This is a genomic window from Janthinobacterium sp. GW823-FHT06H09, from assembly GCF_058794735.1.
On sequence record NZ_JBXAHC010000012.1, the window covers coordinates 110,030 to 126,648 of the forward strand.

Sequence of the window (16,619 nt, forward strand, 5' to 3'; positions counted from 1 at the left end):
AGCGGTGCGCCCGGGCGACAGCATTGCCATTTCCCTGCTTTTTCCTCGTGAAAACGTGAAAAACACTTGCATACAAGGTAAATCCACACCAATATTAGCCGTGCGATTAATTGCGCAATTTCCCATGTGTTTGTTAAGGAGGCTCGAAGATGGCAACAGCCAAAAAAACCCCAGTAGCAGCGCCAGCCAAAGCAGCAGCAGCCAAGCCTGCAGCCGCCAAGAAAGCAGCACCCGCAGCCAAGGCAGCAGCTAAACCAGCAGCGGCGAAGAAAGCGGCAGCACCGGCAACACCACGCAAGCCAAACGCAGCATTCATGAAAGCAATGACGCCATCGAAAGATCTGGCCGCCGTTGTTGGCGCAGCACCACTGCCGCGCACGGAAGTGACCAAAAAGGTATGGGATTACATCAAAAAACTCGATCTGCAAGATCCGGCCAACCGCCGCATGATCAATGCGGACGACAAGCTGAAAGCTGTTTTCGGCGGCAAAGCCCAAGTCTCCATGTTTGAAATGACGAAACTGATCTCCGATCATTTGAAATAATCAGATACGCACAGGGCGTCTACGCCGTGTGAGTGCCCCGCCGCTTTACTGCGAGCGGGGCATTTTTTTGCTGCGGGGGGGGCAACCATGTTGTCGGATGACGGTCTTTCAGACCTAATCCGACCTACGTCCGCCCCATTCACCCGGGGTCACCCCCCCAACACCGTTAATACAGAGCTCTGCGCCAACGCTGCCGGGGGTCTGACCCCAGCCTTTATTTGACTTCCCACTGCTTCCAAGCCGCCCTTACCGCATTCGGATACTCGGCCCGGCCCCGACTGCCGTTATACCGGCCCAGCGCCAGGTATAAATCGCCCTTTTCCATATCCAGGTACATGCGCAGGATCGCGCAGCCGTAGCGCAGATTCGTCTGCATGTGGAACAGCTTGCTGCGGTCATGGTCGCCGATGACGCCCGTCCAGAATGGCATCACCTGCATGTAGCCGCGCGCGCCGGCCAGCGAAACGGCATATTTGCGGTAAGCCGATTCCACCTGGATCAGACCCAGCACCAGGGCCGGTTCCAGGCCCGCGCGGCGCGCTTCATACCATACCGCTTCCAGGAATTCCGTGCGCAACTGCGCGTCCGGCAGCTTGCGCTGTAGACGTGACGACATCTGCGCCAGCCATTGCTGGTAGCGCTGCAGGTCGGCGGGCGTGACAAATTTGGGCTGCGGCGGGCGTTCGTCGCGGATCGCATGCGACAGGGCCAGGCGGACGGAGTCGGCCAGCGCCTCCTCCTTCTGGTTGCCGGCCTGCGCAAAGGAAACGCAGGCCAGGCCGGCGGCCAGCGCGAGCGCGCCGGCCGCCTTGCTTACCGATAAGCGCTTCACTGCGCCATTTGGCCCTGGATGAAGGCAACGATCTCGTCCGGCGCAACGCCGGTCGCTTCCGCATCGCGGCGGCCCTGGTATTCCAGCTTGCCTTCCTTCAGACCCCGTTCGCCGATGACGATGCGGTGCGGCACGCCAATCAGTTCCCAGTCAGCGAACATGGCGCCAGGGCGCAAGCCGCGGTCGTCGACGATGACGTCCACGCCGGCGCCTTGCAGGGCCGCGTACAGCTGCTCCGTCTCTTCCTTGACCAGTTCGCTGCGGTCCATGCCCATCGGACACAGCACGACCTCGAACGGCGCGATCGACGCAGGCCAGATGATGCCCTTGTCGTCGAAGTTCTGTTCGATGGCGGCGCCCAGGATGCGCGTCACGCCGATGCCGTAGCAACCCATCTGCAGCGGCGCAGGCTTGCCGTTTTCATCGAGGAAGGTGGCTTTCATGCTTTCCGAATACGCCGTACCCAGCTGGAACACGTGGCCCACTTCGATGCCGCGCTCGATGGCCAGTGCGCCCTGGCCGTCCGGCGACGCGTCGCCGGCGACGACGTTGCGCAAGTCGGCCACGATGGCAGGCTCGGCCACGTCACGGCCCCAGTTGGCGCCCGTGTAGTGAAAACCGGCCTCATTCGCGCCGCAGACGAAGTCGCTCATGTGGGCGACCGTGCGGTCCGCCACCACGGTGACCGGTGCCTTCGTGCCGATCGGGCCCAGGTAGCCGGGGATGGTGCCGTAGACTTCCAGGATTTCCGCTTCCGTCGAGAAACGGTGACCGGCCAGGCCGGCAACCTTGCCCACCTTGATCTCGTTCAATTCATGATCGCCGCGCAGCAGCAGCATGAAATGCTGTTTCGTGATTTTTTCATCCTTGCCCGCCGTTTCCACCGTCAGGGCGATGGTTTTCACGGTGCGCGACAGCTCGATGCCCAGCAAGGCGGCCACGGTTTCGCACTTGACGGTGTCCGGCGTGGCCGTTTTGGTCAGCGCCTGGGCGGCGGCCGGGCGCTCGCCCGCTGGCGGCAGCGCTTCGGCCGCTTCCATGTTGGCGGCGTAGTCGGAGGTCGGGCAGTACACAAGCGCGTCTTCACCCGTGTGGGCGATGACGTGGAATTCGTGCGAACCGGAACCGCCGATGGCGCCGTTGTCGGCCGCCACGGCGCGGAATTTCAGGCCGAAACGCGTGAAGATGCGCGTGTAGGCATCGAACATGACCTTGTACGACGCTTGCATGCCGGCCAGGTCGCGGTCGAACGAATACGCGTCCTTCATGGTGAATTCGCGGCCGCGCATCAGGCCGAAACGTGGGCGGCGCTCGTCGCGGAACTTGGTCTGGATGTGATAAAAGTTCAGCGGCAACTGGCGGTAGGACTTGATTTCCGTGCGCACGACGTCCGTGATGACTTCTTCCGACGTCGGCTGGATCGCGTATTCGCGGCCGTGGCGGTCTTTCACGCGCATCAGTTCGTCGCCCATCTTGGTCCAGCGGCCCGTCTCCTGCCACAGTTCGGCCGGCTGCACGAGCGGCATCAGCAGTTCGATACCGGCGGCTTTGTTCATCTCGTCACGGATGATGGCTTCCACCTTGCGGATCACGCGCAAGCCCATCGGCATGTAGGTATAGATGCCGGAACCGAGGCGTTTGATCATGCCTGCACGCATCATCAATTGGTGGCTGACGATTTCCGCGTCAGAAGGTGCATCTTTAAGTGTGGAAATAAAAAAACGGGAGGCGCGCATAACGGTGAATTCTTTTTAAAAAGAGAGGGTTATAATCAACCTAATTTTAAAGGATTAGCTGGCTGATGCGTCCATACTTTACACAAATGCGCTCAATTGGTGCGATTCCGGCGCTTTTCGCACCCCGAAAAGGTCACCGGCTTGCGAAGTTGTGGGTAATTATGTAAAAAAGGACGCTCGGTCGCAGAAAGTTTGAGGTGCATTATGCTCGACCGTGAAGGGTTTCGGCCCAACGTCGGCATCATCCTGCTAAACGCCCAGAACGAGGTGTGGTGGGGCAAGCGGGTGCGCGAGCACTCATGGCAGTTTCCGCAAGGCGGTATCAAATATGGCGAAACACCGGAACAAGCCATGTTTCGCGAACTTGAAGAGGAAATCGGACTCAGACAGGAACACGTCAAAATTGTCGGCCGCACCCGCGACTGGCTGCGCTATGAAGTGCCAGACCACTTCATCAAGCGCGAGATTCGCGGCCATTACCGTGGCCAGAAGCAGATTTGGTTTCTGCTGAGAATGTGCGCGCGCGATAACGACGTCAATCTGCGCCTGACCGACCATCCGGAGTTCGACGCCTGGCGCTGGCATGAATACTGGGTCCCGCTCGATGTCGTCATTGAATTTAAACGCGATGTGTACCAGCGCGCCTTGCAGGAGCTGTCCCGCTTCCTGACCTGGCCCGTGCATGGCAACGCACAGCAAGCGCACCGCCACACGTCGCGCTACCTGCGCCAGCCCCATGCGCCAAGGGCACAGGACGGCGCGGCACTGGCCAAGCCTTGCGACGGCATCGCCGCCGAAGGGTGTACGCCGGAGCTGATCTTGCCGGGCAAGGAGTAGTCCGCCGCAATGAACGCACGCTCCCACGCAAAAGGGGCAGCCTGAACAGGCTGCCCCTTTTTTCATGCCGGCAGGAAACTCCCCTGCCGGTCAGGCTGGCTTAGTTTGCCGCCGGCGCTGGCGCAGCAGCGGGAACGTCGAGCGTGATGGCTTTCAAGCCCAGGATATTGCTGCTGTAATGGCGGATCTTGTTGGCCAGGGCCGGGTCGTTGTTCAGCTTTTGACCGTACGACGGCACCATTTCCACCATCTTCGCTTGCCATTCCGGCGTGGCCAGGCGGCTCTTGAAGGCCGTTTGCAGCACCTTGATCATGATGGGCGGCGCGGTCGAGGCGCCTGGCGAAGCACCCAGCAAGGCGACGATGCTGCCATCGGCGGCGCCGACGACTTCCGTGCCAAACTGCAGCAAGCCGCCTTTGACAGGGTCATCCTTGACGATCTGCACGCGCTGGCCGGCGTTTTGCAGGGTCCAGTCTTCCATCTTGGCGTTCGGCAAGTATTCGCGCAGGGTCTTCAGGCGGTCTTCCGGCGTGTTCATGACTTGTTCCACCAGGTATTTCGTCAGTGGAATATTGTCGTAACCGGCTTGCAGCATCGGTTTCACATTGCCCGTGCCGATCGAGGCAGGCAAGTCGATCCACGAGCCGTTTTTCAGGAACTTCGTCGAGAAGGTGGCGAACGGTCCAAACAGCAGGGCTTTCTTGCCATCGATGATGCGCGTGTCCAGATGCGGCACGGACATCGGCGGCGAACCGACGGACGCCTTGCCATACACCTTGGCCGCATGCGCCGCCACCAGTTCCGGATTGGTGGTCACCAGCCATTGGCCGCCGACCGGCACGCCGCCGTAGCCCTTGGCTTCAGGAATACCCGATTTTTCCAGCAGCGGCAGCGAACCGCCGCCGGCGCCGATGAAGACGAACTTGGCGCGCATGGTTTTTTCCTTGCCGGTGTTCAAGTCTTTCACCGTCACGTTCCACACGCCGTCGGCGCCGCGCTGAATATCTTCCACCTGGTGGCGCAGGTGCAGCACCATGCCGTGGCTGTCCGTCAGGTATTTCACGAGACCGCGCGTGAGGTTGCCGAAATTGACGTCGGTACCGATGTCCATGCGCGTCGCGGCTACTTTCTGGCCCTTGTCGCGCCCTTGCATGACGAGCGGCGCCCATTGCTCGATCTGCGTCTGGTCTTCCGAGTACAGCATGCCCTTGAACAGGTTTTCCTTTTGCAGCGCAGCGTAGCGCTTCTTCAAAAAGGCAATATTGTCGTCACCCCACACAAAAGCCATGTGCGGCACGTTGTTGATGAAGGTTTGCGGCGCACCCAGGTGCTTGTTGGCCACCTGATAAGCCCAGAATTGCTTGGAAATTTCGAATTGCTCGTTGATGGCAACGGCTTTCTTGGTCTCGATGCTGCCGTCGGCCGCTTCCGGCGTGTAGTTCAGTTCGGCAAATGCCGAGTGGCCCGTGCCTGCGTTGTTCATCGCGTCCGAGCTTTCGGCGGCCACGGAATCGAGGCGCTCGACCATTTCCATCGTCAGCGAGGGATCGAGTTCCTTGAGCATGCTGCCCAGGGTGGCGCTCATGGTGCCGGCGCCGATCAGCAGCACGTCGACCGGTTTTTCGGACGAGGCCGGAGGGGTCTTGTTACATGCCGCCAGGATCAGGCACGACATCAAAAGTAATAGCGATTTACGCATACGTAACTCCGTTTATGAATACTGAAGGATGATTCTTGCGCGCCACCGTGGCGGCACCATCGCTGTATGAAATGAAAACAGTTGGCCAGCCGGAACGCCAGGGCGGCCGGACGGGTCAAGGTTGATGGTGATAGGCATGCTGCCGCGCTCCGGAATAAGCCAGGAGCAAGATCTGGTGGCAAAGGTGCGGGCAATGGAAGCACGCAATGACAACAAAATCGCCATCGTGTCCAGAGCAAATATCAAGAGCGGCGATTTTATCACCGTTATTTGGCGCCGCCGGGCCGTGGCGGTAGTGGATAATACTTACTGGAGGGTATTAAATTGCGGTGACTATCGGGTCATCCAAGCGGACGCTGGACGGCAAAAAAGGCATCCCCGATGCCTTGAATTGATGTACGCGGTACAATGCCGGCTGCCCTTTAGCCACAGTCCTTCCGCCATGTTCAACCCCTCTTCCGACGACGTGCGCCGCTTCTTTTGCGACACCTTGCGCAAGCACCGCGCCCACGAAATCCTCACGCCGATGGAAGCCATCGCGCTCGACTGGATCCTCGAACATCCCGAGTATGAAAACGAGCTCTCCGACGTCGAAGCGGCGCTGGCGCGCGACTACTCCGTCGAAGGGGGCCAGGCCAATCCTTTCCTGCACCTGTCCATGCATCTGTCGATCACGGAGCAGGTACAGGTGGACCAGCCGCGCGGCATCCGCCCGGCCGTCCAGCAGCTGACCCAGCGCCTCGATTCGGCCCATGCCGCCCAGCACGAAGTGATGGAATGTCTGGGCCAGATGATCTGGGCTTCGCAGCGCTCGGGCTTGCCGCCGGATACGGACGCGTATATCGACTGCGTCCGCAGGCGTTAACCGGGCTACGCCGCTGAAGGCTGCGGTACAGCTGCCTTCGGCGCCTTGCCCATCAACCCCAGCACCACCTGCAGCGCCATGGCGATGGCGCCGACGATGAAGACCACGTCGCCGAAGGTGCGTATCCAGCGCAGGTTCTGCAACAAAGGCTGCTGCATGAAGCCTTCGCTGCGCGCATACCACAGGCCTTCCGTCACGCTGGCGTGGAACTGGATGATGCCAATCGGCAGCAAGCTGGTAAAGATCATCAGCGCCAGGCCCCCGTTCAAGCCCCAGAATGCCGTCTTCATCAACGCAGGGCTGAAGCGGTAGTCGGGCCGCAGATAACGCAGCACCAGCAAGGTAAAGCCCAGCGCCAGGAAGCCGTACACGCCGAACAGCGCCGCATGCGCATGCACGGGAGTCGTGTTGAGACCCTGGATATAGTACAAGGCCACAGGCGGGTTGATCATGAAGCCCAGCACACCGGCGCCCAGCATGTTCCAGAAGGCGACGGCGACAAAGCACATCAGGGGCCAGCGCAACTGCTCCATCCACGGCGCGCGTTCCTTCAGGCGCCAGTTTTCCCACGCTTCGTGGCCCAGCACGATCAGCGGCACCACTTCCAGCGCACTGAAGCTCGCGCCGATGGCCATCACGGGCGTGGTGGTGCCGGCAAAGTACAGGTGGTGGAAGGTGCCGGGTATGCCGCCCAGCATGAACAGCGAGGCCGACGCCAGGCTGGCCGTCGTGGCCATGCGCACCGACACCAGGCCCAGGGTCGAGAAGATGAAGGCCAGCGCCGTGGTGGCGAAGACTTCAAAGAAACCTTCCACCCACAGGTGCACCACCCACCAGCGCCAGTACTCCATCACCGATAAATGCGTGCGCTCGCCGTAGAACAGGCCGGCGCCGTAGAACAGGCCGATGGCGCCCACGGACGCGGTCAAGAGCGCCAGCAGGTTCCTGTCGCCGCCCGGCTGGCGCAGGGCGGGCACGACGCCGCGCAGCATCAGCACGAGCCACAGCAGAATGCCGACAAATTTGCCGATTTGCCACAGGCGTCCCAGGTCCACATATTCATAACCCTGATGGCCGAGCCAGAAATTCCACTCGGGCGGCATCACTTGCGCGATGGCCAGGTAATTGCCGATGAACGAGCCGACGACGACCGCGACGAGGGCCCAGAACAGCACGTCGACACCGAGGCGCTGCCACTTGGGGTCCTTGCCGCCATTGATCAGCGGGGCGAGGAACAGGCCGGCGGCCAGGAAGCCCGTGGCGATCCAGAACAGCGCGGCCTGGATATGCCAGGTGCGCGTGAGCGCATACGGGAACCAGCGCGACACGTCGATGCCGTAGAACTGCTGTCCTTCCACCGTGTAGTGCGCCGTAAAGCCGCCGATGAAGACCTGGAAGATGAACAGCGCCACCACCAGGAACAGGTACTTGCCCAGTCCCCGCTGCGAAGGCGTCAGCGCGAAAGTGGTGAGCGGGTCGCGCGGACCGGCGGCCGGCAGCGCTTCGTCGTGGTCGCGCAAGAAGGCCCAGCCCCAGACGAGGAAGCCCACGCCGGCCAGCAGCACCACCACGCTGGCGACCGACCAGACGAGGTTTTCGCCACTGGGCTGGTTGCCGATCAGCGGTTCGTGCGGCCAGTTGTTCGTATAGGTCACTTTCTGGCCCGGACGTTCGGTGGCGGCAGCCCACGCCGTCCAGAAGAAGAACTGCGTCATCTGCGCGCGCCGCGCGGCGCTGGGCAAGGTGTTTTCCTTCATGGCGAAATGCTCGCGGCTGGCGTGCAGCGCAGGCGCGTCCGAGAACAGCTGGTCGTAATAGTGCGCCGTGCTGGCGATCGCTTGCACGCGGCGCGCCGACAGATGCAGTACTTGTTCTTCATCGACCCGGTTGCCGCGGTATTCCAGCTTGAGCGCTTCGCGCAGCGCCGCCTGCGCGGGGCCGTCGAGCGCCGCGTACGCCTTGCCATGCTGCTCTTGCGCGGCCAGTTCCAGCCAGGCCGTCAGTTCGCGGTGCAGCCAGTCGGCCGTCCAGTCGGGCGCCTGGTAGGCGCCGTGGCCCCAGATGGAGCCCAGCTGCATGCCGCCGACGGATTGCCAGGCCGTCTGGCCGTCGAGGATGCCCTCGCGGTCGAACAGTTGCCGGCCATCCTGCGCCAGCACTTGCGCGGGAATCGGCGGCGCCTGGCGATACACTTCCGTGCCGTAGTAGCCGAGCAGCGAAAACGTCACGATCAGCACACCGATCAGGGTGAACCAGAGTTTTTTGTAGGGACCCATGGGTCTTTCCTTTGTCAGTGCACCACGGCCGGCGCAAAGCGCTCGAACAGGATATTGTTTTCAGTATGGATGTGCGCCATCAGGTCTTCGCGGAAGGTGCGCAGGCCCGTGTACAGCGCGCGCCAGGTGGTGCAGGCGCCACCTGGTGCGGTGATATCGTTCGTCATCGCCTCCATGGCGCGCAAGGCCACGCCATGGTCGTCATGCTCCATGCGCATCACGTTGATGGGCGCGCCGGCCCGGGGGCCCTGGCCGCGCACGATCATGGGGAACAGCACGTCTTCCTCCTTGCGCATATGGCTTTCCAGTTCCTGCGCCATGGCCGACAGGTGTTCCGCCAGCCCGTGCGGACAGTCGGCGCGGTCGCCATGCACCTGCTCGACCTTGCGCGCCAGGCGTATCAGCTCGGGCAGCTGCTCGCGATGCACGGCGTGGTAGCGCGCCAGGATGTGTTCCACCAGCTCGGCGGCCGGGGCGTCCTGCCAGTCACGCTCGCCGCTGGCGTCAATCCGTCCGGCCAGCACTTGCAGTTCCTTGACGATGGGCGCCGCGTCCACGCCGGCCGCTTCGGCCGCCGCGCGCAGGGTCTTGTTGCCGCCGCAGCAGAAATCGAGGCGGTGCGCATCGAACAGGCGCGTGGCGCCGGGGATGCGGCGGGCCAGCTGGCCCAGGGATAGGTCGATCATTTCCATAGCAGTTCCTTGATGATGAATGGGGGGTTGTTTTATTGGACGGCGCCCGCGTGGTAGACGCCGGGCACGGCTTCGCCCGTCACTTCCAGCACGCCCACGGCGCCCTTGCCGGCGCGCGACAGCGCATGGTCGACCAGCAGATAGCTGCCAGGATGCTGTACCTTCAGTTCGACGATGGTCGCGCCGCCCGGCGCCACCAGCGTGGTTTGCACGTCGTTTTTCGGGCTGCTGATCGAGCCTTCGCTGTACACCTTGTCGAAGATCTCGCCGATGATGTGGAACGACGAAATCTTGTTCGGGCCGCCGACACCGAAATAGATGCGCACGGTCTCGCCGACTTTCGCCTGCAGTTTGTGCGTCTTGCTCAGGGCGCCCACTTCGCCGTTGAAGACGTAGTAGTCGGGCAGCTCATTGGCCATTTTTTCCAGGTTCGGTTCCTGGTGCACGGGTGCGCCGTGCGGACGGCCCGTGTACATCTCGCCCTGCATCACGTAGTACTCGCGGTCGACCTTCGACAGGCCGCCTTCCGGTTCGACGAGGATCATGCCGTACATGCCGGCCGCGATATGCTGCGGCACGAGCGGCGTGGCGCAGTGGTAGACGAACAGGCCCGGATTGAGCGCCTTGAAAGTCACCGTCTTTTCCTGCCCCGGCGCCACCTGCGTGTGCTGTCCGCCGCCATGGCCGCCCGTCACCGCGTGCAGGTCGATCGAGTGGATCATCTTGCTGTCCTTGGCGTTGAACAGGGTCAGTTCCACCGTATCGCCCACCTTCGCGCGCAGCATCGGGCCCGGTACTTGCCGGTTGAAGGTCCAGTAGGTAAAGCTGGTGCCGTCATCGAGCTTGCCCGGCAGTTCCACCGTCTCCATGCGGTATTTCAGGGTTTGTGGCGCGCGCGCGCCGATGGCGGAAGGCACCTGCGCCGGATTGGCGGCCACGCTGACGGCCGATGGATCGGGGCCGCGCATCGGCGACGGCGCGGGCGTGTACAGGGCCAGCGCGGCGGCCTGGCTCGATTCGCCCGCTGCGCTGCCGGCGCCAGCGGCCTTCGGCGCGCCGGCTTCGGCCAGCGAGGTGCCGGCGACTTCCAGCTTGCCTTCCATGCCGATCTGGCGGTGGCCGGGAATCGAGCAGTAATAGGTGAACGTGCCGGCGCGCGTGACCTTGAAGCGCACGGTGGTGCTGCCGCTATTGGCGCTGAACTTGTTTGATGCCACGTTCAGTTCCGGGATCAGCAGGTCGTGCTCGGCGCCTTCGCCGCTTTTCAGCACCAGTTCGACCGTGTCGCCCACCTTGGCCGTCAGCACGGGGTTGACCTGGCCCTTGGCATCGATGAACACCATCTTGCCGTCGACGATATTGGTTTGCAGTTCATAGCGCTTGAGCGCGGCGGCAGCAGAGGGTTGGCTGACAGCGGCCGCAGTGGCGGCGGCGCTGGCCGGCAGGCTCGCCTGGGCTTGCACGGACAGGGGCATGGCCAGCACGCAGACGGCGGCGGCAATGGCGCGGAGGGAGGGAGTCGTTTTCATCAGGCTTTCCTTGGTCTTGTATGCCGGTTCGGCACCCTTACCTAGGCAAACGGTGTGCCAGGAAAAACTTGTTTTAAATCAACGATTTGAAAAATGCAGGGTCGATATGACCCTTTTCAAGCGTGGTCCGTTGTACCCTGCATGGTACTTATGACCACCACCGCCATCCACCTGCTGCTGCTCACCGACCTGGTCGCCGACCTGCCCGTGGCCGTGCGCCTGCAGCGCCTCGTGGGCAGCCTGCGCGCGCACTTCGGCTGCGAGGCCGTGGCCTTGCTCAAGCTCGACGGCGAGCACCTGCGCCCCGTGGCGATGGCCGGCCTGGCCAGCGACGCGCTGGGACGCCGCTTCGCCGTCGCCGACCATCCGCGCCTGGCCGCCATCCTGCAGCGGCGCGGCGTGCTGTGCTTCCATCACGACAGCTCCCTGCCCGATCCCTACGATGGCCTGATCGCCGAGCGGGCCGGCGAACCGCTGCCCGTGCACGACTGCATGGGCATGGCGCTGGACCTGGAAGGCGAACGCTGGGGCGTGATCACGCTCGACGCGCTGCGGGTGGGCACCTTCGATACGCAGGCGCAGCGCGACCTGGGCGAGCTGGCCTGCGCCATCGAGGCGGCCGTGCGCGTGACGCGCCTGGAGACGGAAATCCGCGCCCTGCGCCTGTCGGGCGGCGCCATGCTGGCCGATGCCCAGGCGCCGCGCGAGGAACACGATTTCGTCGGCCAGAGCAGCGCCATCACGCACTTGCTGCACGAATTGCAGGTGGTCGCCGATTCCGAACTGCCCGTGCTGCTGCTGGGCGAGACGGGCGTGGGCAAGGAATTGTGCGCGCACCGCCTGCACCGCCTGTCGCGCCGCGCGGGCAAACCGCTGATCCACGTCAATTGCGCAGCCTTGCCGGAATCGCTGGCCGAGAGCGAGTTGTTCGGCCATGTGCGCGGTGCGTTTTCGGGCGCCGTCAGCGACCGGCCCGGCCGTTTCGAGGCGGCCGAAGGGGGCACCCTGTTTCTCGATGAAGTGGGGGAATTGCCGCTGTCGATACAGGCCAAGCTGCTGCGCACCTTGCAAAATGGCGAAATCCAGCGCCTGGGCGCGGACCGGCCGCGCCGGGTCAACGTGCGCGTGATCGCCGCCACCAACCGCAGCCTGCGCGAACATGTGCGCGACGGCTCGTTCCGCGCCGATCTGTACCACCGTTTATCCGTGTATCCCGTGCCGATTCCGCCGCTGCGCGAGCGGGGCAACGACGTGCTGCTGCTGGCGGGCGGCTTCCTGGAACTGAACCGCGCGCGCCTGGGCTTGCGCAGCCTGCGCCTGTCGGCCGCGGCGGAAAACGCTCTGTGCCACTACCGCTGGCCCGGCAACGTGCGCGAACTGGAACATGTGATCAGCCGGGCCGCGCTGAAAGCCGTGATCCGCGGCGCGGACCGCAAAGAGATAGTAACGCTGGAAACGGATATGCTCGACCTCGATGCGCTGGAAGCGCCGGCCGGCACGGACGCGCTGCCGCTGGCGCCAGCCGCGTGCGGCACGCCGGCGGCGCCGCTGCTATCGATGCATCAGATCGTCGAAGCGAGCCAGCGCCAGGCCATCCGGCAAGCGCTGGTGCTGCATCAGGATAACTGGGCCGCTGCGGCGCGGCAGTTGGGACTCGACGCCAGCAATCTGCATAAACTTGCTCGCCGGGTGGGGCTGAAAGCCTGAGCCGGCGTTACCGCTCAGCGATGAGTGACCAGGCTGCTCGGCAAGCTGTGCAGGTAGGCGGCCAGGTCCTTGATGTCCTGGTTGCTCAACGGTTTCACCTGGCCCGTCATGATGGCGTTGTTGCGGCCGTTGGCCTTGTCGCCCCGTTTATACGCCGTCAACGCGTGTTCCAGGTAATCCCTGTGCTGACCAGCCAGCTTCGGGTAGGACGGGTCGATGGGCGAACCGTAATCCTTGCCGTGGCAGGTGGCGCAGCTGTATTTTTCGGCCAGGGCCTTGCCCGTGTTGACATTGCCGGCGGCGCTGACGGAAAACGAAACGGTGGCGCAAACGAGGGCGGCGAGTAGTGTTTTCATCATCTGGCTGATCCTCAGTTCGGCTTGGCTTGTTGCGCATAGTACGCGGCGACATCGGCGATATCCTGGTCCGACAGGCTGCTGGCGATGCCCTTCATGCTGGGGTGCTTGCGGTCGCCCTTCTTGTAGGCTTGCAGCGCATTCTCGATATATTTTGCCGGCTGGCCGCCGATCATCGGCACCTGGAACACTTCGGGGAAGGTTGCCTTGTAACCGGGGATGCCGTGGCAGCCGATACACATTTCCACCTTGGCAGGGGCTGCCTTGGCGTTTCCTACAATGTCAGCCGCTGTGACGGCATTTGCTATGCCGGCAAGCACGAGAAGTGCAAATATTTTTTTCATAGTGGCAATGTGAACAAAGGTAATCGGAGAAACGCCAGTGCTGGTTTTTATTGATTTTATGTGTTGACAATTAAGGTTGACAATTAATCTGCTGCTTGCCGATTCTAGCCAAGATATTCTTGCAAGTCCACCTATAAAACCCGCATTGTCGGCAGGCAGGCACAGGCCGTCCGCGTGGCAGCGCGCCACAGTTCTGTTTATACTCACCATTTCCCTACTTTGGCAGACCGCTCATGCAAGCACAGCACACCCAGCAAGGCCAACGCTTCGAAGGTTCCGACAGCTATGTCGCCACCGCCGACCTGAAACTGGCCGTGAATGCGGCGCTGACCCTGCAACGCCCGCTGCTGATCAAGGGCGAACCGGGCACGGGCAAGACCATGCTGGCCGAGGAAGTAGCCGCCGCGCTGAACATGCCGCTGATGCAATGGCATATCAAATCGACCACCAAGGCGCAGCAGGGCCTGTACGAATACGACGCCGTGTCGCGCCTGCGCGATTCGCAGCTGGGCGACGAGCGCGTGCGCGACATCCAGAACTATATCGTCAAGGGCGTGCTGTGGCAGGCATTCACGGCGCCCGAACCGGTGGTACTGCTGATCGATGAAATCGACAAGGCCGACATCGAATTCCCGAACGACTTGCTGCGCGAGCTGGACCGCATGGAATTCTATGTGTATGAGACGCGCGAAATGGTCACGGCGCGCCACCGTCCGCTCGTCATCATCACCTCGAACAACGAGAAGGAATTGCCGGACGCCTTTTTGCGCCGCTGCTTCTTCCACTACATCAAATTCCCGGACAAGGACACGATGGAGCAGATCGTCGCCGTCCACTACCCGCACCTGAAACAGGAATTGCTGGCGCAGGCGCTGCAAACCTTCTATGAAGTGCGCGACGTGCCGGGCCTGAAGAAAAAGCCGTCGACGTCGGAATTCCTCGACTGGCTCAAGCTCCTGCTGGCCGAGGACATCCCAGCCGAAGCGCTGCGCAGCAAGGACAACAAGGCCGTCGTGCCGCCGCTGCACGGCGCGCTGCTGAAAAACGAGCAGGACGTGCACCTGTTCGAGCGCCTGATGTTCATGTCGCGCACCAACCGCTAAGGAGCGCCGGTGAACGATATCAGCCCCGACATGGTCTTCGTCCCCCTGGAACTGCACGGCATCCGCCTCGAAGCCTTGGCGCCGCACCACGCGCCCGGCCTGCGCGCGGCAGCCATGGATGGGGAACTGTGGAATCTGCGCGTCACCTCCGTGCCCGAGCCGGACCAGGTGGACCAGTACATTTTCAAGGGCATCGAGATGCGCCCCACGCGCTTCGCCTTTGCCGTCATCGACGCGGCCAGCGGCGAGGTGCTCGGCACCACCAGCTACCACGACGTGGTGCCGGCCATCGGCCGCCTGGAAATCGGCTACACCTGGTACGCGAAGCGCTGCCAGCGCAGCCACGTCAACACCACCTGCAAATTGCTGCTGCTGGCGCACGCCTTCGATAACCTCGGCTGCGCGCTGGTGGGCCTGCGCACCGACAATTTCAACCACGCCTCGCAGGCGGCCATCGAGCGCCTGGGCGCGAAAAAGGATGGCGTGCTGCGCCACCATGCGCTGCGCCGCGACGGCACCGTGCGCGACACCGTCATGTACAGCATCACGCGCGGCGAGTGGCCGGAAATTGCCGCCCACCTGCGCTACAAGCTGGCGCAGCGCCCCATTGCCGCACTGCCCCGCGCGGGAGAGCAGGCGCCATGCTGATCGATTTCTTCTTCACGCTCAAGGATGCGAAGATTCCCGTCTCGATCAAGGAATTTCTGACCCTTCTTGAAGCGCTGCAAAAGAACGTCATCGACGCCTCGATGGACGATTTCTACTATCTGGCGCGCCTGACCCTGGTCAAGGATGAAGCCCATTTCGACAAGTTCGACCGCGCCTTTGGCCAGTACTTCAAGGGCGTCAACGCGGCTTTCGACACGAACGCGGCGATTCCCCTCGACTGGCTGCTCAAACGCATGCAGCGCGAGCTGTCCGAGGAGCAGAAGGCGCAGCTGGAAAAATTCGGCTACGACAAGCTGATGGACCGCCTGAACGAGCTGCTGAAGGAACAGAAGGAGCGCCACGAGGGCGGCAGCAAGTGGATCGGCACGGGCGGCACCTCGCCGTTCGGCAATGGCGGCACGAATCCGGAAGGCATCCGCATCGGCGGCAAGGGCGGCAACCGCACGGCCGTGAAGGTGTGGGAAGCGCGCAGCTACAAGGATTATGACGGCGAGCGCGAACTGGGCACGCGCAACATCAAGGTAGCCTTGCGCCGCCTGCGCAAGTTCGCGCGCGAAGGCGCGGAAGATGAACTGGCGCTCGACGCCACCATCGCCGCCACGGCCAACAACGCGGGCTACCTCGACATCAGGATGCGGCCCGAGCGCAAGAACCGCATCAAGGTGCTGATGCTGCTCGATGTGGGCGGCAGCATGGACGACCATATCGAGCGCACCGAGGAACTGTTTTCGGCGGCGAAGACGGAATTCAAGAACATGGAGTTCTTTTACTTCCATAACTGCGTCTACGACTACCTGTGGAAGAACAACCGGCGCCGCAATGCCGAGCGTTTTCCCACCTGGGACGTGCTGCGCAAATATCCGCCCGACACCAAGCTGATTTTCGTCGGCGACGCCACCATGAGCCCCTATGAAATCCTGCAGCCGGGCGGCAGCGTGGAATACAACAACGAGGAAGCGGGATCGGCGTGGCTGGCGCGCTTTACCCAGGCGTTCCCGAAATTCATCTGGCTCAATCCGGAGTCGGAGGGATTGTGGCAGTACCGCCAGTCGATCGGCGTGATGCGGCAGTTGATGAACAACCGCATGTTCCCCCTGTCGATCGACGGGCTGGAACGGGGCATGCGTCTGCTCAGTAAATAAAAGCACGCAACAAAAAGTCCATGGCGGCATGAGGCCGCCATGCCGTACACTGCGACACGGCACTACCGTGCGGAGCATCTCCGCCGCGGGCGGGTACCATACGCCGATACCAGCCCTGCCCCACCCTGCTGCATCCCGTGCGCGGCCGCCATGGTCGCGACACTGTTCGATTGCGCACATCGTGCGCGCCTTCTGCTCCGGTAGAATCGGCGCATCGCTCTGCGCAAACTATGCACCACCGCTGCACCAAGACCTTGCCGCGCCAGCCCCCGTGCTGCCGGCCGGTG

Annotated in this window: 15 protein-coding genes; 7 read left to right on the forward strand and 8 right to left on the reverse strand. The window is 62.7% G+C overall.

Annotated features, from left to right (window positions below):
* Positions 1 to 149: 149 nt before the first annotated feature.
* On the forward strand, positions 150 to 545 hold the full coding sequence (locus tag AC1Q6X_RS20930; RefSeq protein ID WP_071650146.1) for an SWIB/MDM2 domain-containing protein: 396 nt from the start codon (positions 150 to 152) through the stop codon (positions 543 to 545).
* Positions 546 to 759: 214 nt separating this feature from the next.
* Here AC1Q6X_RS20930 and AC1Q6X_RS20935 read toward each other — a convergent pair whose 3' ends face one another.
* A complete protein-coding gene (locus AC1Q6X_RS20935; protein WP_492498298.1) occupies positions 760 to 1,377 on the reverse strand; it encodes a lytic transglycosylase domain-containing protein in 618 nt (205 codons plus the stop codon).
* Entirely contained in the window at positions 1,374 to 3,113 is a 1,740-nt protein-coding gene (locus AC1Q6X_RS20940; RefSeq protein WP_492498299.1) for a proline--tRNA ligase, read from the reverse strand. The genes AC1Q6X_RS20935 and AC1Q6X_RS20940 overlap by 4 nt, the downstream gene beginning before the upstream one ends.
* Positions 3,114 to 3,317: 204 nt before the next feature.
* Here AC1Q6X_RS20940 and AC1Q6X_RS20945 point away from each other — a divergent pair, with 204 nt between their 5' ends.
* Positions 3,318 to 3,950: an RNA pyrophosphohydrolase gene (locus AC1Q6X_RS20945; RefSeq protein WP_070218597.1), complete on the forward strand. Its 633-nt coding sequence runs from the start codon at positions 3,318 to 3,320 to the stop codon at positions 3,948 to 3,950.
* A 100-nt stretch (positions 3,951 to 4,050) separates the two neighbouring features.
* Here the strand turns inward: AC1Q6X_RS20945 and mqo are convergent, their stop codons facing one another.
* Positions 4,051 to 5,649: a malate dehydrogenase (quinone) gene (gene mqo, locus AC1Q6X_RS20950; protein WP_492498300.1), complete on the reverse strand. Its 1,599-nt coding sequence runs from the start codon at positions 5,647 to 5,649 to the stop codon at positions 4,051 to 4,053.
* 442 nt (positions 5,650 to 6,091) lie between these two features.
* Here mqo and AC1Q6X_RS20955 point away from each other — a divergent pair, with 442 nt between their 5' ends.
* The gene (locus AC1Q6X_RS20955; RefSeq protein WP_070218599.1) at positions 6,092 to 6,514 is read left to right on the forward strand and encodes a DUF1841 family protein; all 423 of its coding nucleotides are present in this window, start codon (positions 6,092 to 6,094) and stop codon (positions 6,512 to 6,514) included.
* 5 nt (positions 6,515 to 6,519) lie between these two features.
* Here the strand turns inward: AC1Q6X_RS20955 and AC1Q6X_RS20960 are convergent, their stop codons facing one another.
* From AC1Q6X_RS20960 to nirK, 3 genes are read right to left on the reverse strand one after another with little or no spacing between them, the layout of a single operon-like run.
* Positions 6,520 to 8,790: a nitric-oxide reductase large subunit gene (locus AC1Q6X_RS20960; RefSeq protein ID WP_492498301.1), complete on the reverse strand. Its 2,271-nt coding sequence runs from the start codon at positions 8,788 to 8,790 to the stop codon at positions 6,520 to 6,522.
* Between the two features lie 14 nt (positions 8,791 to 8,804).
* Entirely contained in the window at positions 8,805 to 9,482 is a 678-nt protein-coding gene (gene ytfE, locus AC1Q6X_RS20965; protein WP_070288611.1) for an iron-sulfur cluster repair protein YtfE, read from the reverse strand.
* A gap of 32 nt (positions 9,483 to 9,514) precedes the next feature.
* Positions 9,515 to 11,011: a copper-containing nitrite reductase gene (gene nirK / locus AC1Q6X_RS20970; protein ID WP_230502073.1), complete on the reverse strand. Its 1,497-nt coding sequence runs from the start codon at positions 11,009 to 11,011 to the stop codon at positions 9,515 to 9,517.
* A 150-nt stretch (positions 11,012 to 11,161) separates the two neighbouring features.
* Between nirK and norR the strand changes: the two genes are divergently transcribed.
* The gene (gene norR, locus AC1Q6X_RS20975; RefSeq protein WP_121670464.1) at positions 11,162 to 12,718 is read left to right on the forward strand and encodes a nitric oxide reductase transcriptional regulator NorR; all 1,557 of its coding nucleotides are present in this window, start codon (positions 11,162 to 11,164) and stop codon (positions 12,716 to 12,718) included.
* 14 nt (positions 12,719 to 12,732) lie between these two features.
* On the opposite strand, the gene AC1Q6X_RS20980 is transcribed toward norR, so the two are convergent.
* Together AC1Q6X_RS20980 and AC1Q6X_RS20985 are read right to left on the reverse strand one after the other, a co-directional pair.
* Positions 12,733 to 13,074, reverse strand: a complete 342-nt coding sequence (locus tag AC1Q6X_RS20980) for a c-type cytochrome (protein WP_230502677.1) — start codon at positions 13,072 to 13,074, stop codon at positions 12,733 to 12,735.
* Between the two features lie 14 nt (positions 13,075 to 13,088).
* Positions 13,089 to 13,418, reverse strand: a complete 330-nt coding sequence (locus AC1Q6X_RS20985; protein WP_046684254.1) for a c-type cytochrome — start codon at positions 13,416 to 13,418, stop codon at positions 13,089 to 13,091.
* 233 nt (positions 13,419 to 13,651) lie between these two features.
* Between AC1Q6X_RS20985 and AC1Q6X_RS20990 the strand changes: the two genes are divergently transcribed.
* From AC1Q6X_RS20990 to AC1Q6X_RS21000, 3 genes are read left to right on the forward strand one after another with little or no spacing between them, the layout of a single operon-like run.
* Positions 13,652 to 14,521 (forward strand): AAA family ATPase, encoded by an 870-nt coding sequence (locus AC1Q6X_RS20990; protein WP_034746522.1) that lies wholly within the window; start codon positions 13,652 to 13,654, stop codon positions 14,519 to 14,521.
* 30 nt (positions 14,522 to 14,551) lie between these two features.
* Positions 14,552 to 15,169 carry a GNAT family N-acetyltransferase gene (locus tag AC1Q6X_RS20995; RefSeq protein WP_492498322.1) on the forward strand — a complete coding sequence of 206 codons (618 nt, stop codon included), beginning with the start codon at positions 14,552 to 14,554 and terminating at the stop codon, positions 15,167 to 15,169.
* Entirely contained in the window at positions 15,163 to 16,332 is a 1,170-nt protein-coding gene (locus AC1Q6X_RS21000; RefSeq protein ID WP_492498302.1) for a vWA domain-containing protein, read from the forward strand. Before AC1Q6X_RS20995 ends, AC1Q6X_RS21000 begins: the two co-directional genes overlap by 7 nt.
* Positions 16,333 to 16,619 lie beyond the last annotated feature (287 nt).